The sequence below is a fragment of the Lihuaxuella thermophila genome (assembly GCF_900110165.1).
Taxonomy (GTDB): Bacteria; Bacillota; Bacilli; order Thermoactinomycetales; family Thermoactinomycetaceae; genus Lihuaxuella; species Lihuaxuella thermophila.
Genome location: NZ_FOCQ01000010.1, coordinates 121,873 through 142,072, shown reverse-complemented (window position 1 = coordinate 142,072; position 20,200 = coordinate 121,873). Strand labels below are relative to the sequence as shown.

Sequence of the window (20,200 nt, the reverse complement as noted above, 5' to 3'; positions counted from 1 at the left end):
CCTGAGCCAGGATCAAACTCTCCATCAAAGTTTGACTGCTCAAAAAGAATCAACAGGTCGTGTGTCACTCTTTAGTTTTCAAGGAACACTTTCTTTCTTTTTTCGTTACCAACCGCTCTCGCGGCGACAAGATACATCTTATCACACCCGCAAGATCGTGTCAACAACTTTTTTCTTGTTTGTTTGCTGCCTCCCTCCTTGCGGGAGACAAGTTGTCGCATCAGCGACGTTGATTAATATAACATGGTCTCTCAATATAAGTCAACACTTTTTTTTACTTTGTTCTTCTCCAATTCCTATCCAGTTCTTCCATACTGATGCCCAGCACTTCCCGAACGGCCTCCCCGGTTTTCTCGTTCAACAACCGAAGTTTTTGGCTGCTGTCTACATCGACGGGGGGACTTTTTCTCAATACGGAGAAAACCTTCTGTATTTGTTGATCCCCATAGGTTTCAATCAAATATGAAAACAGCCGGTAGCAAGTTTGATAGTATCGGGCCGCTTCGCGAGGGGACAATCGTTCCAAGTTGGTATGCTCCAATTCGGATACGGACATCATCTGCTCCGTATCCCATTCCAGCGAATATCCGTCATGCAATCCCGGCAGCAGGTGTAGTTCGTAGTACATCGCAGCACCTTCCTGCAACCAGTAAGCCGCATTATCATTGGTCAGCTCGCTAACCATCTGATGTGTCAGTTCATGAACCAGCCCTGAGGCAAACACGGCGGAATTGGGCAACCCGCCGATCAACTTAATGGATTCGCCTGCTTCGTGCCAGCCTCCCGCCCATGAAGGGAGAGAAGGTTTGACCGATTGGCGGAACAACTCGGGATCGTGATACAGCTTCACTTCGATCCGGGCCGGTGACCAATCAAATCTCTGTTTGAAGACATATACCGCTTTGTTCAAGGTGTCCAGGGCAATATGCGCCTGGTCTTCCAATGAAGAATCCGAATAATAAACGGTTATAAAATCACTTGGCAACTGTTTAAACGCCAAATCCGCATCCTTCCATCCTTGCCGGGTCCTCAGGAATAATAGCGGAAATTTCACGGCATACATCTTTCCGTTTTTCGTATACGACTGATGGACCCAAACGCACATTTGATCTTTGTTCAGCGGTACTACTGACAAAACTTTCAAGCGAAAAGAACCTGCATCGATGTATTGAACAGCATCCTGAAACCACCTTTTTTGCTCCTGGATATACATCTTCTTCGCAGGGTCAAGAAGCCTTAGGTAGGACCGCCACTTTCTTTGATTAACGGCTTGTTCTTTTTGTTTTACCAACTCACGAACCATCTTCTCATCGGAATCGGGACGGGCAGCCATTTCCGCATACGCTTCTGCAAGCCAAATCTGCTGGCTGATTCCCGATATGAGAAGAAGGATACAAAGATGAATCAGTCCGCGTCTTAACAAGTTCCATTTTCCTCCTCTCGGCAACACCTTTTTCTATTTTGAGAAAACAACCGGAAAATATACGGATCAGGAAGGGATTCGGGATGATAAGGAGCTGACAGCCGGTTATAACCCGGGATGAAGCGGATCACCTGTTTGAGCGACAGCGAGTTTGATCACGGCTGAAGCGAGGGGCGAGCGGATAGTTTTTGCTTCTTTGCCGGGGTCAAGAGCGTCGGGCAACACGGCCGGCCGCCCCCCGAAGCAAATCACAGAAACACCCTTAAACAGCACACTTTCACAGAAAAAAAGAGCCTTCTCCCCGGCGATCAGCCTCGCGGGAAGAAAGCTCTTCATCTGACTTTGTTTAGTTAGATGCTCCCCAGGAATATGAATCGCAGAACAAACACAACCCCCAAAACATAAACGATCGGATGAACTTTTTTTCCCTCGCCGGCAAAAAGTTTGCACAGGGGATACAAGATAAATCCAGCCGCAATACCTGTGGCAATGCTAAACGATAAAGGCATCATCACGATGGTTAAAAACGAGGGAACTGCCTCTGAGAAGGATTCCCATTCGATTTTCTTCAAGTTGCTCGCCATGAGCACTCCGACGATAATCAGTGCCGGCGAAGTGATGGCCGCGACAGAAGCAAACGTTTCGACCAGCGGGAAGAAGAACAACGCACCTGCAAAACAAACGGCTGTCGTGACAGAAGTCATGCCTGTCCGACCGCCTGAAGCCACGCCTGCTGAAGATTCGATATACGAAGTGACCGTGGATGTACCCAAAACGGCACCTGTCATGGTGGCAATCGAATCCGTAATCAGCGCGCGCCCGGCACGGGGCAGCTTGTTATCCTTTAAGAGCCCGGCCTGGCTGGTGACTCCCACCAATGTACCGGCATTGTCAAACAGATCTACAAACAAGAAGGAAAAAACGATCGTGATCAGTCCCAAGTCGAAAGCGCCGGCAATGTCCAATTGAAAAAAGGTTGGAGCCAGGCTTGGGGGCAGGTCGAAGATTTTTACCGGAACTTTTACTTGTCCGGTGATCATTCCCGCAACCGCAGTTACCACCATTCCGATAAAAATGGCACCTTTGATCCTGCGAATCATCAAAAACAGGGTAACGAGAAGGCCGAACAGGGTCAGCAGGATGCCCGGATGGGTGGTGATCCCCGGATTAAACGTGACAAATGTCGCTTCGGACGGAATGATGATCTGGGCGTTCTTCAGTCCGATAAAAGCGATAAATAGCCCGATTCCGGCGGAAACCGCGTATTTCAATCCCGCGGGAATGGAATTGATGATCAGTTCGCGAACCTTGGTCACCGTCAACAAAAGAAACAGTACTCCTGAAATAAATACGGCACCCAATGCGGTTTGCCACGGAACTTTCATCCCCAGGACAACCGTAAAGGCAAAGTAAGCAATTAACCCCACTCCCGGCGCCAGCGCAATGGGGTAGTTGGCCACGATCCCCATCAAGAAAGTGCCGATGGCTGCCGAGACTGCGGTTGCCACAAACACAGCTCCCAGATCCATCCCGGCTTTGCTCAAGGTTGCCGGGTTGACAACCAAAATATAAGCCATGGTAAAGAAAGTTGTAAGCCCGGCCAAGACTTCTGTTTTCAAGTTTGTCCCGTGTTCGGCGAAACCAAAATAACGAGCCAGTCGTCCGGATGTTGTTTGCGCCATGGATATTCTCTCCTGTTGTTATTATTCCCATTCAATGGTGGCCGGCGGTTTGGAGGTGATGTCATAAACAACGCGGTTTACATCTTCGACTTCATTAATGATGCGGTTGGAAATACGTTCCAACACCTCATACGGAATTCTTGCCCAATCCGCCGTCATCCCGTCGATCGAGGTAACCGCGCGAATGCCGACCGTGTAAGCATAAGTGCGAACATCCCCCATGACCCCCACGCTGCGGAAGTCGGGCAAGGTGGTGAAGTACTGCCAGATTTCACGATCCAAACCCGCTTTTTTGATCTCTTCCCTTAAGATCGCGTCAGATTCGCGGACGATGTTGAGCTTATGCTCGGTCACTTCTCCGATGACCCGAATGCCGAGACCCGGTCCGGGGAACGGCTGACGCCAGACGATCTCGTCAGGCAAGCCCAATTCTTTCCCAACCTTGCGCACTTCATCTTTGAACAGCGTGTTGAGCGGCTCGATGAGTTCCATCTTCATATCTTCCGGCAATCCGCCCACATTGTGGTGAGATTTAATGGTATGAGCCGTATCCGTTCCCGATTCAATGATGTCGGTGTACAGCGTCCCTTGTCCGAGGAATTGATGGTCGCCAAATTTGGCCGATTCCTCTTCAAAGACACGGATAAACTCATTGCCGATGATTTTTCTTTTTTGTTCCGGATCGGTGACACCGGCCAATTTCTTCAAGAAGCGGTCTTTGGCGTCGATTTTGACCACGTTCATCCGAAAATTGTCGCTGAACGTTTTCATCACGCTTTCCGCTTCACCTTTGCGCAGCAAACCGTGGTCCACAAACATACAAGTCAATTGGTCGCCGACCGCTTTGTGGATGAGAGCGGCCACTACCGAGGAATCCACACCGCCGCTGAGCGCGCACAAGACTTTGCGGTCACCTACGCGCTCCCGGATCTCCTCGACCGCGTCTTCGATAAACGTCTCCATGTTCCAGTTCCCGGAGCATTTGCATATTTCATATAAGAAGTTGCGCAGCATTTCGTTTCCGTATACGGAATGGCGAACTTCGGGATGGAATTGAACTGCATAAATTTGTCTTTCCGGATGGCTCATCGCCGCGATCGGAGCGGAATGCGTTTTGCCGTCCACCCTGAAACCTCCGGGCGGGGCCGTGACTACATCACTGTGGCTCATCCAGACCGTCTGTGTTTTATCCATGCCTTTAAACAATGGAGTTTCAGACACGATATCAAGTTCTGCTTTTCCGTATTCCCGCTTTTCGGCACGGTCTACTTTGGCGCCAAAATGATACGCAATCATTTGCATTCCATAGCAAATCCCCAAAATCGGAAGCCCGAGATTGAACACTTCGGGATCGCATTTGGGGGAATTTTCTTCATAGACGCTGTTAGGACCGCCGGAAAAGACAATCCCTTTCAGATTCATCTTTTTCAGTTCTTCAGCGGAAGTGTTGTAAGGCAATAATTCGCTGAATACACCCAGATCACGGATCCGGCGGGCGATCAATTGATTATACTGTCCTCCGAAGTCCAGGACGACAACACGTTCAAATGACTGATCCATCGCTATTCCCTCTCTTCTTCCTGTGTGATTTGCCCCGATGGCGGTCGCACGGGTGTTCAGGCCTCCCCGGACGATCCAGTTTTCATATCCAGATTGTGTCAGCCGGTGAAAGCCATAGACACGGCGAAACGGAGGATTCTGTTTCCGGCGGAGCAACACTGCACTGCATCGGAGCAAGGCGGAAAACCATTTCCGGAACGCGCTTGCGCACGAATGGACTGGTATACAAAAAAACCAGGGCCTATACCGCTTCTTTGGCGATATAGGACCCGGTTCCCCAGTTTCTTCACAATTCTGTCACATCGTATGAAGAAGCATTAGGCATCCGGCGACCTATAACACGTAGTCCGGCTGTTTACGGCAGCCGGGTAGAAACGTTCAGGCCATATCCCTGAATATATACGAGTCTAGATCAACCAGAAAATATCATACCAGAGCCGTTCTGAAGCGGTCAAGGACGATGCTTTTTTAGCATTACTTTCCAATGTTCCCGTACTTGCTGCCAGTCTGTCTGTCTTTTTTCGTTTTTCCCATAACGCGCTTCTTCATACAATCTGGTCAAAGCCACTGTTTCTTCCGAGGGGGGCATCCAGCGGCCGGAATGCCAATACTCTCTCAGTGTTTGATCTTTCCTCCTTTTTCCGGCCCTTGCTTCCATCCATCCCAGCAAACGTTGATAAGCCTTGACAAATGTCTGGCGATCTTCGGGCCTGCGGAAAAGGTAGAGCATCCACCAACCGATTTTTCTCCTGGACAACCAGAGGAGAAACATACTGATGAGCACCCCCGGCACTACGAGAAAAAGATTTAGCCAAAAAGCAGGCTGCCCGTTCTCGGAAACATTCAGATGCTCGTCATTGGTCTGCTGGTTCCGGTTGTCACGCTCCAACTGTTTTTCCAATAAACGATTTTGGTTCTGCCCCTGGTTCCCGTACGGGTCAGCTTGTGTTGCAGCTCCTTGATCGGCGGACGATGGGAGATCATACAGCGTGGGCAGGTAGAAGGAAGGGGTAGGGTCGAACGGAATCCAGCCGACACCGGCAAAATACACCTCAACCCAGGAATGGGCATCGCTGTTTCTTACAGTTACTTCATATTGGAGTGTCTGCCGGTTGAACCGGCTTTCCCCCTGAGCAAATCCTTTTACCCATCTGGCAGGGATGCCGACGGACTTCAGCATGACCGCCATGGCACTGGAAAAGTGATCACAATAGCCCCGTTTGCTCTCAAACAAAAAGTGGTCGACAAAATCCTGATCCTCCGGCAATTCCGGGGCATGAAGGTCGTACCGAAACTGCCCTCCGGTCTTTAAAAAACTTTCGACCGCTTGTACTTTATCATACGGGTTTTTGGCTGATTGGGTCACTTGGAGCGTTAATTCCCGAATCCTGTCCGGAACGGTTTCCGGAAGGCGGGTCGCTTCCATCATCATCCTCCGCTCCGTCTCAGAGGGTGCCGGCTGTTGGCGCAGCTTTTCTTCATCAATGACCGGAATTTCCGCCTCCAACGAATAGCTTGCAAATTTTTGCTCAGACAGGGAACGGATATAGCTGGTGGAAGAGAACGGATCCGTAATCACATCAAATTTGCCCATCGGCCGGGTTCCGTCAATCCGGTAGATTCGCCTCAATTGGCCCGGGACAAACATGGTCGTGTACATGGGCTTCAAAAAGCGTACATCCACGCGGTTTTTCTTTACTTTCGTATGACCGAACAGATTGGAAAACAATTGCGACTCGACAAGGTCGACCCAGCCGTTCTCTGTCTCTTCCATACTGTTTCTTGGCTGTTGGACAAATTCGCGATCCGTGAGCACCCATCCCCTGCCCGTATAGAAGTTTTTGGCTTCCCCGCGCCAATAATACAATTCCTCTGCTTTCGCCTGAAAGATGATTTTATGATCGAGGTGAAGGGGGCCACCCAGGCGGGTATCATCGCGGCTGTAACCGATCCGCTTGCCCCCGGTCCCCGCGCCGTTTCCTCCTTCCCAATCCCAAAAGGGAAGTTCCCCGTCGGCGGCAGCCGGAAACTTGGGCAGCACAGCTCCCACACAGACAAACAAGATCAAGAGCAGGGCTGTCCATCGTGCCCACCCCCTCGGCGCTTCAACCAGAATCGGCAGACGCAGGCGCAAGGTTTCCCATTGAACCCAGGATAAGCAGCAAACCGCATAAATGATGACACGGATCACGGCGTCCTTTGCCTCATAGCCCGGGCCTCCTTCCAAAACGGCCAGATAAAAAACAGTAAGGACAAAGGGGATATAAATCCATTTTGCGGACATAAACCAGTGAATCCACCATCTGCTTACAGACCAGAGTACGAGAAAAAAGCAGAAGGAACGAATCACGGGATACCGGGCGGTAAAAAAAGCACCCAGGTCCATCTCCCGCCATTCAGCGGCAACATCTGCCATGAGATGGGTATACCAACCGCTATCTGCAAAATGAAGGTCCGGGTAAAAAATACTGTTCATCAGATTGTAAATGACGATTCCTGCAAGCAGGGCCTGAATCCAGAAAGTAAAACGGCTGGAGCGTATGAGAAGGAAGAGGATAAAACCAAAGAAAAAGGTGCCGATCCGATCCGTATCCGTGATTTCAGAAAGGGGTTTCAGCATTTCCCAAAACAGCAAAGCCGCTACCAGAAGCAAACCAGCCTTTTTCAGACGGCTCATTTCATGGAGAGCGCTTTGAGCCAATCCACACACCTCCCTTCATGGACAGGTCAAAGGAAGGCTGATCGATTTTCCATACGGGCCATTGCTGCAAGATTTCGTGCGGTTGCCTGACGGGGGCGGATGAATCGGCAATCCAAAAAAGCTCAGCATCCACTTTTTTCTTCCGTAATTGATGAAGAAAAGCGCCAACCTGTTCATCGATACGCGGACTGATCAGAACCACCCGTTTGTTTTTACTCCACGGGATGCCCCCGTGGCTGACGAGGGCGGGAAGCAAGAGTTGCCCGTCCGGTTTGACATCGACCAAATATTCCAGCACCCTGATCAGATGTTCCCGGCTTCGGCCTCCATTCACATAAAGGGGAGAAGCACCTGTCAAAACTAAAGAAAAAACCAACCGATGGGAGATGGCGTGGTGGATGAGCGAGGCGGCCAGAGAGACCGCCCGTTCAAACAGTTCCCCGGGCAGCCGCTGGTAAGCGCTTTGATCCTGGTCCAGAACAAATATATATTCACAGGCGGTTTCCTGTTCTGACTCTTTAACTTTGATCCCCTGGCCGCGTGCAGTTGCTTTCCAGTGTATTTGTTGCAAGCGGTCTCCGACCCGGTAGTTTCGGAGCCCGGAAACGAAAGTTACATCCTGTGCGTTTGGCCGGTATCTCTGCATCCGGTTCCCCCGATGAACGGCATAAGTCAGCCAGTAGGAAACGGGTTGAATCTCAGGATAGACCCTGACGGTCTGCGGCTCCCAGCAAAACACTTTCCTCTCCACGATGCCAAACAGATCGCCGGCTGTGCATTCCAATTGGTTAAAATGATAACGCCCGCGCCTGACACCGTAAATTTTGTAATCCAGATCCACCGTTCTCTCATTTTCAACCAGAAATGAGGATTTGCCGAGCGACGAGCGCTTCTCCAGATCGTTTTGATCCCGGAGGATCAGCCAAGTAAAGGGAAACACATATGGCCGCGACAGCTTGATGGACACATGCAGGCTCTGCCCTGCCGTGAGAACGGGACTGGAAATTTCCCTCTTGACGAACAAACCCCGAACACACGAGACATAGACGAGGATTTCGTACAAGAGAAGAAACAGCAAACTATAGAAAAGAAAACCGGTTACAAAGCCGCCCCAGGCATAAGTCAGAATCGACCAGATCAGGGTCAAAGCGGCCAATGAGATTAAACCTGTCAGCTCACGGTTCATTTGTCTCACCCTTTTATTTCCGCATCACGGGAACAGACACCTGACTGAGTAAGCGTGCCAAAATTTTCTCCGGAGTCTGTCCTTTCATATGCACTTCCGAGTGTAAGAGAATTCGGTGAGACAGGACATACGGAACCAGAAACTTGATATCATCCGGAATGACGTACATTCTGCCCCGGAGAAGAGCCAAGGCTTGGGAAGCGCGGTAGAGGGCGAGTGAGGCCCGGGGACTGGCTCCAAGATAGATGTCCGCTTCACGGCGGGTGGCATCAACAATGTTCACCATATACTCAATCAGCGAATCTTCGACAAACACCTCGTGAACCTGCTCCTGCAAATGAAGTAACTCCTGCAGAGACCACACTTCTTCCACATCTTCAATCGGATGTTTATACTTAAAACGCTTGAGCATTTCCGTTTCTTGCGAATGAGTCGGGTAACCCAGATGAAGTTTGAGCAGAAAGCGGTCCAGTTGGGCTTCGGGAAGCGGAAACGTTCCTTCATATTCAATCGGGTTTTGGGTAGCCATCACAAAAAAAGGAGCCTTTAAGCAGTACGTAGTTCCGTCGATCGTGACACTGCCTTCTTCTAAGGCTTCCAGCAAGGCCGCTTGGGTCTTGGGCGAAGTGCGGTTGATTTCATCAGCCAGAATGATATGCGACATCAAAGGGCCGGGACGAAACTCAAATTCCAGCGTCTTCTGGTTAAAGATCGAGACGCCCGTCACATCTGACGGAAGCAAATCCGGGGTAAATTGAATCCGGCTGAACCTGCAACCGAGCGAACGAGCCAGCGCCTTGACGAGCATCGTTTTGCCCACGCCGGGAACATCCTCCAACAGCACATGCCCTTTGGAAAGAAGGGCCACCAAACAAAGCTCGATCGCAGAACGTTTGCCGATTAGCACTTTTTCGATATTTTGAATCATCTTTTTTACCCACTCATTTTCCTGATCCCAAGCCGGATTCGGCCCGATTTGGTTCGTCATGATGATTCCTCCGCTTGCATGAAAGTTTCTGCATCAGGGAATATTCAATCGTTTCTATACAATTATTATAGCGGATTTGTTTGACGGTTTGTTAAAAACCGGTTGCAAGCCCAATCAACCGATTTAACCAGGATCCTGCCACGCTTTGCATCCGATTATCCCGGCTCCAGACTCCATTCCCTTGTTCAAACGATGAAGAGAACAAAAGCCGCCGCTAGGGCGACTTCTGCTTACCTGTGTATCTGTTTGCACATTTGCATCGCAACGGACAGGCTGGCCAGATCCCCGACTGATTCGCCGAGCCCGGCGGGAACAATTTGGCAGACGGACAAGTTGTGCGGCAACGCTTCTTTTTGTAATACGTCCATGACGATCGGTTTGAGCAGCTCTTGCTGCCTTCCGTAGATACTGCCGATCACGATCCGTTCCGGGTTGAGAATATCGACCAAGACGGCCAGGCCTTTGCCGAGCTTCTCCCCGACAATACGATAGATCTCCAATGCCAGCGGATCTCCGTTACGGGCGGAACGCCCCACCGTTTCGGCCGTCACATGGGGCAACTCATCCAAATGGCGGCAGAAGGAAGGGGGATTGCCCGCCCGAATCCGTTCTTCCGCCATCTGCCTGGCCAGTCGGGCAATGCCACCTCCGCTGCAGAAACCTTCAAATGAGCCGGCTTTCCCATACCCCACCGGTCCGTCTTCCTCTAACCGGATATGCCCCACTTCTCCCGCCATATCATTCTCTCCCGCATAAAGCTGCCCATTCAAAATAAGCCCTGCTCCCATGCCTGTACCAAACGTTAGAAAGATCATATTGTCACAGCCCCGGCCCGCCCCCCAGGTCCACTCTGCCAGAGCGCAGGCATTGGCATCATTTTGCAAGCCCACGGGGACTCCAAATTCCCGGAACGGCCGGATCACATCGATTCCATCCCATGCCGGCAGATTGGGAGGCGAGAGAATAAGGCCGCGTTTGCTGTCCAGCGGACCTCCGCAACTGATGCCAATCGCTTCGATCCGGTCCACTTTTTCTTCTTTGATCAACTGATGCAAAGATGCGATGGCCCTTTCCAAGGCTTCGTCGGGCGATGGAGGTGTGGGATATTTGATTTTGTTCAAAATCTTCGGTTGCTCTCCAGATACCGTTGCAATCGAGACAGAACATTTCGTTCCGCCAATGTCAAATCCGGCTAGCACTGTCACGGGCAAAAAACTCCTTTTCCAGCATGGTACAAAGAGCATGATAGATCGGAAGATGCTTTTCCTGTATCTCAGGCACGGAATGTTTGGGGACACAGATGACTACATCGCAGCATTCATGCATCCGTCCGCCGGATCCCCCGGTCAGGCCAATCGTTTTTAACCCTTTGGCCCGGGCTACCTGCATAGCGTGGATGACATTTTTGGACCGGCCGGATGTGCTGATCCCGATCAGGACATCCTGTGGTTGGCCGTACCCCCACACCTGCTGGGCAAAGACAAGATCGGCTGCGATATCATTGGCGATCGCGGTTTGCAGAGCGGTCTGATTCACCAGGGAAATGGCCGGCAGTGCCCCTTGGAGGCGTTCGGCCAGATAAACTCCGTCATCACCAAACTGGTCGGCCAGCCTTTTTTTCATCTCAGGCGCGAGGGAGCGCCTGATCATAAAGTCCTTCATCAGTTCGCCAACCATGTGTTCGCTGTCTGAAGCGCTTCCCCCGTTTCCGCATATCAGCACTTTTCCGTTTTGGCGATAACAATCGACCAGCAGTTGATATGCTTGTTTAATCTCTTTTTCACATAATCGCAAATCTTCGTGGTCGGAGAACAATTTCTCCAGTATTTCGTTCATCACCAGCCACCCTCTGCTCTTGATTCCCGTTTGTACACCTCATGGCGAAAAGCCGCTTTCTTACCGAGAAGCCCTGACTTTACCGTTTATGAACCGGTCAAATCACCCCTATGACGGATACCCGGCCGGAAACGGAACCGGATCTGCGTCTGCGGATCGCGTTTGCAAACGAATCTCCATCCTTTGCGGGCTAAGCACATTCCCTGTGATCTTTCGCATCCGCCATCACCGGTTAACCAGGCGCGGATTGCCGTATTCTTCGATGCCTTCCCCATCTGTTTCATCCGTCCATTCCAACAGGTTGGTTTCCACAATGGGTTGTTCCGCATTTTTCGGGACCAGAAAAGTCTTGATTTCACACGGTTTAAAATCGGCTTCGATCACCCGGTTCCATTTCGGCAGTTCGATGCGCGCCGAGCTTGCCCAATGATTCGTTTCCACACAGCGAACGATGAGAGCATCGCTGTCTTCCGCCTTTTTCAGCACGGTCACGATCACGTTGTCCTGATTCACGGTCAAAAACGAATCGATTTGCGGAAGCGGGCCCTCGTGATAGGTCTCGATCAGCGTGACCGGCTTTTGATTCAGCTCCGCTGCCCGTTTGACCGTGCCCGCCGTTTCCCAGCTGCCGGAGTGCGGAAGCAGGGAGTAAGTAAAACGCTGGATTCCCTGATCGATAAAGGAATAGAACCCCTCTTCATCCGGGACAGCCGGATCATGGTGTGCATAGATCGGACTGCGCAGAACCGTGAGCGACATTTCTTTGTTGTGGATGTCAAAGCTGTACTTGCCGTCATTGAGCAAGCTCAAACCGACCAACTCTCCCGTTTCCGGATGGGTTCCGGAGACATCGATCCAGCTTTGGCCCGGTTCTTCTTCGCCGTTATTTTCCCTGACGATATGACCATACGGAATTTCGTAAGTCGATTTGCGGAAAATGAGATTGACCGGAAATTTCAGCTTTAACACTTTAAACTGCTCCTGCCAGTTCACCGTGACATGGACATCGATCTGGTTCAACTCGCGATACATCGTGAAATCTTGAATCAGGGTCGACTTGCCGTACTCGCTGACGACGCGGATCACCGACTTGACCGGCCCGTGTTCCGCCAGGTACACTTTTTTCGCTTTAAAGGAACCCACTTCTTTGTCAAAACGCAGCACATTATGGGACCACGTATCGCTTTTGTCTTCGATCACCACCGGACGGGCCGCCGGTCCTGCCAACAGGTCCAGCTTTTTCTCTTTGTCGAACAAGCGGGTCAAGAACCCTGTCGACGGATCGATCTCGATGCGGTAACGATCATTTTCCAGGGAGTGATTGTCCGCATGGACGGTTGGAAACGATTCCTTCTCTTTTTGCAGGCGGATTTTGTAGACGCGGTAACCCATGGGCGGAAGATCGGCGATAAAGCAGATCCGGTTGCGGCCCGCCGTGGCATGCGACTGTACGGTTTGCACGGGAACCTGATTGCCTTTTTCATCCACCAGGACCGCATCCGGCTTCAGTTTGTTTACCTCTTGTTCCACATTTACCTTGGCGTTCCACGAATGGGGGTTAAAAACAACGATCGGCAGCATTCCCTCTTCCTGTTCAATCCCGATCCTCCAGGAGAGCGATTGGATGGCATAGTTCAACCCGCGGCTGGCGATCGACATCGCTTCCCCGTACATGTTGCGCGCATCTTCATACGCCTCTTCCAGACTGGTTCCGGCCAAAATATCATGAAACTGGTTGAAGAGAACATTTTTCCAGGCCCGGTCGAAATCCTCCGGGTACGGCTGACCCGTGGTCCAATTGGCCAGAATCGAAAATTTCTCGGCAGCCAGGAGCAGATTTTCCGCTTGCCGGTTCCACTTTTTGATGCCGGAATGAGCCGCATAACAACCGCTGGCATGATGCTGCAAGTCATCGTGAACAACCGGGAACGGCAAATCTTGCTTGCTGATTTCAGCAAAGAAGCGGTTGGGTGTGCTGAATACCAGCGTCGGGAACCGGGGGTCGGCATGTAAGCGGCGAATGCTGGCCAGATTTTCTCTGGTTGGTCCTCCGCCGTGGTTGCCCACCCCGTAAAAACACATCAATTCATCAAACGGGGGTCGCAGTTCACCTGCGGTTCGCCGTACATGCTTTTCAATATCTTTGCCCCAGGTGCAATACTCAAAGGGAATACGGAAGGTGAGTACACGTGAACCGTCATCCGACTCCCACCAGAACAGCCGGCCGGGCAAGCCTTTTTCCTGAGGATTGGGACGCATGAAAATATAAAAATCCATTCCGCTTTTCTTTAAAATTTGCGGCAACATGGCGTGATGCCCAAAACTGTCCACGTTGTAACCCACCTTGGCGGTCACGCCAAACTTTTCTTTAAAATAGCGCTGTCCATACAGCCCCTGCCGCACAAACGATTCTCCGCCGGGAAGATTGCAATCCGGCTCCACCCACCAGCCGCCCACAATTTCCCAGCGTCCTTCGGCTATGCGCTGTTTGATCTCTTCAAACATTTCCGGCTCGTTCTTTTCAATCCACTCATAATTGGCCGCCGAACTGGAAGTGAATAAAAACTCGTCGTCTTCTTTCATCCGGTCGAGCGCGGAACGGAATGTGGCTTTCGTCTCCTGAAATCCTTCCTGCCATTGCCACAGCCAAACCGGGTCCAAATGGGCGTTGCCGATCATGTGCAATTTTTTATCTTTCATCTCGCTCGCCTCCAACCGAGGTTATGATGTAATCGTTACCAGCGCTTCTGCCAGCTGGCCCCATTTCCGTCCGCCTGCGTTCACATCAAGACCAATCCGGGCACGGCGCCGGGGCTGGGTAGCCGGGGTTACTTCAAAGCGTGCGGTCCCTGTTCCATGCCCTTGGAGCGTCATCTGCACCGTCTCCGGCTGAGCGGACCAACCATGCGGAACCGCCAGCGATACGCTTACCTCACAGCGATGCGCAAACGGATTGGTGACGGTCGCCTCCAACTGAAACGTTTTCCCGGCCCTTGCTTCGATCTGATAAGGTTCGAGCCATGCTCCTTGCCCGCCTGTGCCAAAGTTGACCTCGTTCAGCGGCAAAAGCTGCTCGTGCAGTTGATGCAAACATTCTCCTTTTTCGAGATTTTTCCGGAAGAAGTCAGGGGTCACCCAAAACGGTTCGGAATGGCCCGTCAGGATCAGATCCGGGGCAAGTTGCTGATACAGTCTGGCACTTTCCACGTAATCGCTGCTCTGGAATCCGTTCTTGTACACATAGTTCCACTGTTCGCATTGATCTCCCCCGTGCTGGTCCCCGATGGCGAGGATCTTTTTCCCGTCCGCTTCAAACGAAATGGCTACCGCATGAGTGGTATGGCCCGGCTGTTCATACAGGGTGAGCGTATACTCCTCCCACCGGATCGGTGTGCGAAGCGGCAATTCCCGGTCGACGGAAATGGGATCGTACCAGAGACAAGGCAAATCATACCGTTCCGGGCGGCGAAGAATAGCAGCGAAATTGCGGGGAACCCAAACCTGTGTCCCTTCCGCATCCCTGAGCAGATTCAAACCGGCCACATGGTCATCATGATAATGAGTCGGGATGGCGACATCCACTTTGGACACGCCAAACCGCTTCTTCAAAGCGTCCAGTGTTGCCAGCCAGGGCCTGCGAGCCGCGCGGTCAGCTCCGCTGGCGAATCCGGCCATGAAGTCATATCCGAAATCGATGAATAGCGCTTTTCCGCTGTCGGACAAAAGCACATAGGAGTAAGCCACGCTGGTCCGATTGCGGAGGAGATGGGGCGTTAATGGTTCATACGGTTGATCGCGGAATTGGAAGAGACGAAGATTATGCCCGCGATGGCGGAGAAGCTCCCACAACCGATCCACGAGCAGATCGATGGCCCGCGGCGGATTAACCATCTGCTCTCCGTGTGAGGGCAGCAGCCATTCGGGCGACTCCTCTTTGACAGAAAGCAAAGACAAAATCGTGTAAGGAATTCCTTCCGCTCCGTTATAGCTCCACTGGGTGGCGGCCAGCGACCAGATTTTCCCCTCCCCGTAAATCAGGTCCCCCGTGAACGCGATTTTCCTGCCGTCCACCGTGGTGAGAAAACTGACCGAACCTACCGTGTGCCCCGGAGTCGGCAAGACCCGGATGTCGACGGGGCCAAACCGGTGAACCGCATAATCTCTCAACGTCCCTGCGATCGGCACCGATTCCAGCAGGGAAAACCGGTCCTGCCTCATGTTGTAGTTGTTGAAAAGCTCACGCGCCTGCCAGTGGTCGTCGACACGGGCAAACAGGTCCTGCTCCGCATGGGGAACCCAGATGCGAATCCCCTGCTGTGCGGCACGTCCCAATCCTTGTCCCTGATCACGGTGATGATGGGTCATCAAGATGTCAGTGATGCGTTCCACCCCGATGTGGGGAAGGGCTTCAAGCACCGCGCCCGATCCGAAATCGACGCAAATCGCCTCCCTCCCGTGTTTGATCACATACACATGGCAGGTATCATCAAATTGAAAGAGATGTTCTGATAACTGTCTCATCCGCTCTCTGCCCTTCTGTTTGACCGGGGCACCACCCTGCTTGGCCCCCAACCGTTTTCTCCATGGATCAATGAAATGCGGCAAAGAACCGTCGCCATCGACCCGTAACGGACTGCCGCAGCCGCCCGGTGATGCCGATCACTTCCTGGTCGCCGCCTTTTTCCTGCTGTAAAAACAATCATTTTAAACAGTGTTTAATAATGGTTGAAATCTTTCCGGCTCATGATGATCGGAACGACCGCTACTGGCAGGCGGACATCTCTTTTTGTGAACTCCGGGCGAGTGGTGGGGATATATTCATCTGTCCGGCGCGCAAAAGGGGAAAACGGGAACCAACGCGCGATGGCGGTAACTGGGTTTCGGAGTGATGATGTTTCCCGGTATTACGATATATTCATTTCCTCGTCGCCGTTCATTCCATTCGCCTGACCCACTCCCCCGCCAGCACATATCCTTGCTCAAAGAGCCGGCGGTAGGCGGCGTGATGATCCGGATTTGGCGATAATTTCTCTGTCTGTTGTGAACGGCTCAGAATAGAGGCTTCCTCCACTCCGCGATAGATCCCGCAACCGATTCCCGCCGTCATGGCAGCACCGAGCAGCGTCGCTTCAGCCAATTGCGGGAGGTACAGCTCGCATCCGGATATATCGGCTTTAATCTGCATCCAGTGCCGGTTTTTAGTGCCTCCGCCCACAGCAATCAGCTCGCGAATGGAGGTACCTGTCACCCGTTCTGCTGTCCGCCGAATCGACTCCATCTCATAAGCGGTCCCTTCCAGAATCGCCTTGAGCAAGTCGGAGCGGGTGTGATGGGCACGCAAGCCAAGCAAGGCTCCCAGCGCTCCCGGATTTGGATGAGGCGCTCCCGAACCGGCTAAATACGGATAGTAGAATATACCCGTTGGCCCCGGAGTTGCTTGACCCAACAGATCGATCACCTGCTCATAGGAGAGAGGCTCTTCTCCAAGCTGTGCCCTCATCCATTCAACAGAGCCCCCGGAAGCGGAACATCCCCCCATCCAAAAACCATAGCCTGGAAGCACATGAATTCCGTAACTGAGTCCTGACTTATATTCTCTGGCTCCCAAGGCCTGTTCCGGCATGATCCCCATTAGCGTCTCTGCCGTGCCGATGGAATCAAACACGACCTGCGGGCGGACAGCGCCGACAGCGAGTGCGGCACAGACATGATCATGGCCGGCAATCGCCACGGGGATGCCGTCAGCGAGACCCAGCTGTCCACACTCCCTCGTTTCGCCGATCTTCTGCCCGCTTGCCACCGCTTCGGGAAATAAGTCGGTTTTCAGTCCGAAATGGCGGATCCACGATTCGTCCCAGCTTTTTTCATCGATGCGGAATGCATAGGTTCGCGCGGCCAGCGTATAATCGGTTGCCAGCACTCCCGTCAGCCGGTAAGCAATGTAATCTGCCGCAGACAACCAGACCGCGCCGAAGGTGATCTGCGGGTCCTGCTCTTTCAGCCATAAAATCTTGGTCAGTCCGTATTTAAAGCTGGGGTGCAACCCTGTCTTGGAAAAACGGGACAGGGCCGGATCCTCCCGGGCGATCTGCTCCGCTTGCGGCAAGCTCCGGCGGTCAAACCACGGGATCATGAAAGATCTCGGTTTCCCTGTCCGCCGGTCGATGAGCAACCCCGTTTCCGCCATACTGGCGATGCCCACAGCCGCAACCGTTTCTCCATTCGCCAGAACTTCCCTGATCGCCGAGGCAACCGAACCCCACAACTCTTCCGGATCAAAATAAGTTTCACCCTTTTGATTTACATGAGCGGTTGTTTTACGGACCGCTGTTTTTCCCGTCCGTCCGTCTGCCCCGAACCATCCTGCCTTCGCATGGGTGGTGCCGATATCGATCGCCAGGAGATTCATTGCCCTGCGCTTCCCTGCATCACATCAGCAACAAGTTTCATACCGAGTTCGGGGCTGGTCAAACATTTCTCTTGTTCCGGTGCAGGGAGTTGAGCCGCGGCTCTCGCCATGGATGCCTGGGCAAGCACCACTACATCCATCTCTTTGCTTAACTCGGACAGCTTTTCGACCAGCAGTTGATCATGACCATCGGCATCCCCTGCCTGTAAGCGGCGGAATGCTTCCTCTACCAGTACCGGGTGCAGGTGAATCTGCTTCCTGTGTTCTGCCGCTTTCGTCTCCAATAACTTTCGGGTTGGAACCAAAGTAGTGGAAAGGGTCGCTACAACCGCGATCCTCTTCCCGCGCCGGATGGCCTCTTCCGCCATCGCCTCATCAATGCGGACAACGGGGACCTGAACCCGTTCTTTCATTTTTTCCGCCACTTCTCCCACAGAGGAACAGGCGTTGAGAATCACATCTGCCCCCGACTGTTCCGCAAAAGCGGCATACTGAACCAGCCGTTCTTCCACTTCTTCGATTTTTCCCCCGTTCTCACGAAGCTGCGGCAGGATCGATTCATCAATAAAATGGATCAGTTTATAATCGGGCAGATAACGAGCGGCCAACTCTTTTAATGATGTGACGGTCACCGGAGTGGTATGAATGATCGCCAGGGTTTTAGCCATCTTTCTGCACATCCTTTGCGGAGCGTTTCCCGGCTGGCTTTTGCCTGCGGGCTTGCTCCCAGGTTTGGCGAATCAGCGCATAATCATCTTCTGTCAACTCTTCCTGAGTGGAATCGATATGGCTCACATAGTACAGGGACGGAACGCCCAGCTGGGGCTGCAAGGCAACATAATCGCGCCAGGCAGCACTGTCCGTCATCGGCCAGTTATCTGTATCAATCACCGCATCCGGACAGGCAATCGACGCTACTTTGGCCCGGTGGGTCATCGCCTTGATCACGTCTTTACCCGTATTGATATCATTGAGCCGGATCATATCGACCACATCGTTGAGATAGGGGTGGGGTGTATGAGTCATCACCAATGCGTCCGGCTTCACTTTTTTCGCTTCATCGTAGATGATGCCGAGATAGAGGCGCATCAGCTCCAATCCCCATGCCTCTCCCGCTTTTTTCACCCCCGGTCCGCTGGCGATCCGCGCTGAAAAGTCTATTTTGAAACCATCGGCATCATATCCGTCAGCGGACAACATGTGACGGACAGACTGTCGGAGCCGCTGTTCAAAGACCGGGTTGGTCGGGTCAACGATCATCGCCATTCCCGAGGCGTTGGTCATGCATTCCGCTGCCGGCACACCTTCAGCATCCCAGGCCTTCAACCAGAGAAGAACTTTTTTTCCCGCCTGATGCTGTTGATCGATAAATCCCCGCAAATCGGGCCATTTCTCCGGGTCCACCTTGTTGTCGCCATAGGCTGCCTGCCATTTGTCGTCAAGGACGATGATGCCCGGGTTGAGCCCCTTTTGATCGAGGGTCTTCATAAACTGTTCATACAGTTGCTGCCGGCAGTAGTCCGGAGCATGTCCCCGTTCCAATGAAGCCGCATAACACTGCGAACCCCACCCGCAAAAAATCGGCTCAACCCACCAGGACGGTATTTCTTTCTCCGGGTTGAACGTGACGTACCCCGCTTGGGCCAGTGAATCAACATGTGCCTTCAATACATCATATTCGCTGTCTGCAAAATCAAAACCGATCGCCGGTAAGCGGTAAGAGCCGCGGACGGTCGTATAACCTTCGTAAGAGAGAGAAAGATAGAAGCCGAATTGTTGCGCGTGATACATATATTCCGTATAGGTGTTGGACCCCGGCTCGGCCTCCACTCCCATGCTGATCCAACCTTTTTCTGTTTCAAAGGCGAAACAAAAAGGCGGCGGGGTGAAGAACCAATCCCCTTTTCCCGGAAGGGGAACTCCGGTCAGGTCGATCACGGAACCGCTGTCCGGTGAAAAGTAATTCTCTTCCTGCATATTCGGTTCGGGATTAAACCCTTGCTTGAAGGAGGTTCCCGACCAGAAAAATCCGGACCCCCAGCGCGGATTGGCCGAACAGTATCCCCCAAAATAATTCACTTCCGCCAGCCTTCCGGTTCCTTCCACTTCCATTTCATATGAAAAACGGTTCGGCCTGCATCGAAAGCGATAGGTTTTCGCCTTCCAGACTGAACTTTCCGCCTGAAGCGTAAACACCACTTCCTGACCGGACCGGCAAACGCTCCAGTTTCCCGCCGTTGTCGTATCATCACGGCCCTGGAGCGGATGGATGCCGGAAAGCACAAAGAGTTCGGCCAGCCTGTTCCCGCTTTCATCTTCCAGATGGACAAACGGCCGATCCTGCGCAAAGATGAGCCGGTAGCGATCAGCGTGCAGTTCAAGCCGCTTGGCTTCATGGATCCATTTCATCCGTCC

General features: G+C 52.4%; 13 protein-coding genes and 1 riboswitch. All 13 genes read right to left on the bottom strand.

Annotated elements, in window-relative coordinates; genetic code table 11:
- Positions 1–274: 274 nt before the first annotated feature.
- The 13 genes from BMW55_RS12610 to BMW55_RS12545 all read right to left on the bottom strand — a co-directional run bounded on the left by BMW55_RS12610 (position 275) and on the right by BMW55_RS12545 (position 20,194).
- Complete coding sequence (locus BMW55_RS12610) at positions 275–1,423, bottom strand: peptidase MA family metallohydrolase (protein ID WP_089969773.1); 1,149 nt, start codon at positions 1,421–1,423, stop codon at positions 275–277.
- A 350-nt stretch (positions 1,424–1,773) separates the two neighbouring features.
- A complete protein-coding gene (locus BMW55_RS12600) occupies positions 1,774–3,105 on the bottom strand; it encodes an NCS2 family permease (RefSeq protein ID WP_089969769.1) in 1,332 nt (443 codons plus the stop codon).
- 21 nt (positions 3,106–3,126) lie between these two features.
- Positions 3,127–4,665 (bottom strand): glutamine-hydrolyzing GMP synthase, encoded by a 1,539-nt coding sequence (gene guaA / locus BMW55_RS12595; protein ID WP_089969801.1) that lies wholly within the window; start codon positions 4,663–4,665, stop codon positions 3,127–3,129.
- A 323-nt stretch (positions 4,666–4,988) separates the two neighbouring features.
- Positions 4,989–5,090, bottom strand: a riboswitch (purine riboswitch).
- 26 nt (positions 5,091–5,116) lie between these two features.
- Positions 5,117–7,366, bottom strand: a complete 2,250-nt coding sequence (locus tag BMW55_RS12590; protein ID WP_089969767.1) for a DUF4129 domain-containing transglutaminase family protein — start codon at positions 7,364–7,366, stop codon at positions 5,117–5,119.
- The gene (locus tag BMW55_RS12585) at positions 7,344–8,552 is read right to left on the bottom strand and encodes a DUF58 domain-containing protein (RefSeq protein WP_089969764.1); all 1,209 of its coding nucleotides are present in this window, start codon (positions 8,550–8,552) and stop codon (positions 7,344–7,346) included. Before BMW55_RS12585 ends, BMW55_RS12590 begins: the two co-directional genes overlap by 23 nt.
- Before the next feature lie 13 nt (positions 8,553–8,565).
- Positions 8,566–9,540 (bottom strand): AAA family ATPase, encoded by a 975-nt coding sequence (locus BMW55_RS12580; RefSeq protein ID WP_089969761.1) that lies wholly within the window; start codon positions 9,538–9,540, stop codon positions 8,566–8,568.
- A gap of 230 nt (positions 9,541–9,770) precedes the next feature.
- Positions 9,771–10,745: an ROK family protein gene (locus BMW55_RS12575; RefSeq protein WP_089969759.1), complete on the bottom strand. Its 975-nt coding sequence runs from the start codon at positions 10,743–10,745 to the stop codon at positions 9,771–9,773.
- A complete protein-coding gene (locus tag BMW55_RS12570) occupies positions 10,723–11,376 on the bottom strand; it encodes a D-sedoheptulose-7-phosphate isomerase (protein ID WP_089969757.1) in 654 nt (217 codons plus the stop codon). The genes BMW55_RS12575 and BMW55_RS12570 overlap by 23 nt, the downstream gene beginning before the upstream one ends.
- A 225-nt stretch (positions 11,377–11,601) precedes the next feature.
- Positions 11,602–14,076 carry an alpha-mannosidase gene (locus tag BMW55_RS12565; protein WP_089969755.1) on the bottom strand — a complete coding sequence of 825 codons (2,475 nt, stop codon included), beginning with the start codon at positions 14,074–14,076 and terminating at the stop codon, positions 11,602–11,604.
- Positions 14,077–14,097: 21 nt separating this feature from the next.
- Complete coding sequence (locus tag BMW55_RS12560) at positions 14,098–15,948, bottom strand: MBL fold metallo-hydrolase (RefSeq protein WP_211663677.1); 1,851 nt, start codon at positions 15,946–15,948, stop codon at positions 14,098–14,100.
- Positions 15,949–16,309: 361 nt separating this feature from the next.
- Entirely contained in the window at positions 16,310–17,785 is a 1,476-nt protein-coding gene (locus tag BMW55_RS12555) for an FGGY-family carbohydrate kinase (RefSeq protein ID WP_089969752.1), read from the bottom strand.
- The gene (locus BMW55_RS12550; RefSeq protein ID WP_170839915.1) at positions 17,782–18,453 is read right to left on the bottom strand and encodes an aspartate/glutamate racemase family protein; all 672 of its coding nucleotides are present in this window, start codon (positions 18,451–18,453) and stop codon (positions 17,782–17,784) included. The genes BMW55_RS12555 and BMW55_RS12550 overlap by 4 nt, the downstream gene beginning before the upstream one ends.
- The gene (locus tag BMW55_RS12545; protein ID WP_089969748.1) at positions 18,446–20,194 is read right to left on the bottom strand and encodes a TIM-barrel domain-containing protein; all 1,749 of its coding nucleotides are present in this window, start codon (positions 20,192–20,194) and stop codon (positions 18,446–18,448) included. The genes BMW55_RS12550 and BMW55_RS12545 overlap by 8 nt, the downstream gene beginning before the upstream one ends.
- Positions 20,195–20,200: the final 6 nt, after the last annotated feature.

Excerpts from the sequence above, each read along its gene's own strand:
- BMW55_RS12600 (WP_089969769.1), bottom strand. The coding sequence starts at position 3,105 with ATGGCGCAAACAACATCCGGACGACTGGCTCGTTATTTTGGTTTCGCC.
- guaA (WP_089969801.1), bottom strand. The coding sequence starts at position 4,665 with ATGGATCAGTCATTTGAACGTGTTGTCGTCCTGGACTTCGGAGGACAG.
- BMW55_RS12585 (WP_089969764.1), bottom strand. The coding sequence starts at position 8,552 with ATGAACCGTGAGCTGACAGGTTTAATCTCATTGGCCGCTTTGACCCTG.
- BMW55_RS12580 (WP_089969761.1), bottom strand. The coding sequence starts at position 9,540 with ATGACGAACCAAATCGGGCCGAATCCGGCTTGGGATCAGGAAAATGAG.
- BMW55_RS12570 (WP_089969757.1), bottom strand. The coding sequence starts at position 11,376 with ATGAACGAAATACTGGAGAAATTGTTCTCCGACCACGAAGATTTGCGA.
- BMW55_RS12565 (WP_089969755.1), bottom strand. The coding sequence starts at position 14,076 with ATGAAAGATAAAAAATTGCACATGATCGGCAACGCCCATTTGGACCCG.
- BMW55_RS12555 (WP_089969752.1), bottom strand. The coding sequence starts at position 17,785 with ATGAATCTCCTGGCGATCGATATCGGCACCACCCATGCGAAGGCAGGA.
- BMW55_RS12550 (WP_170839915.1), bottom strand. The coding sequence starts at position 18,453 with ATGGCTAAAACCCTGGCGATCATTCATACCACTCCGGTGACCGTCACA.
- BMW55_RS12545 (WP_089969748.1), bottom strand. The coding sequence starts at position 20,194 with ATGAAATGGATCCATGAAGCCAAGCGGCTTGAACTGCACGCTGATCGC.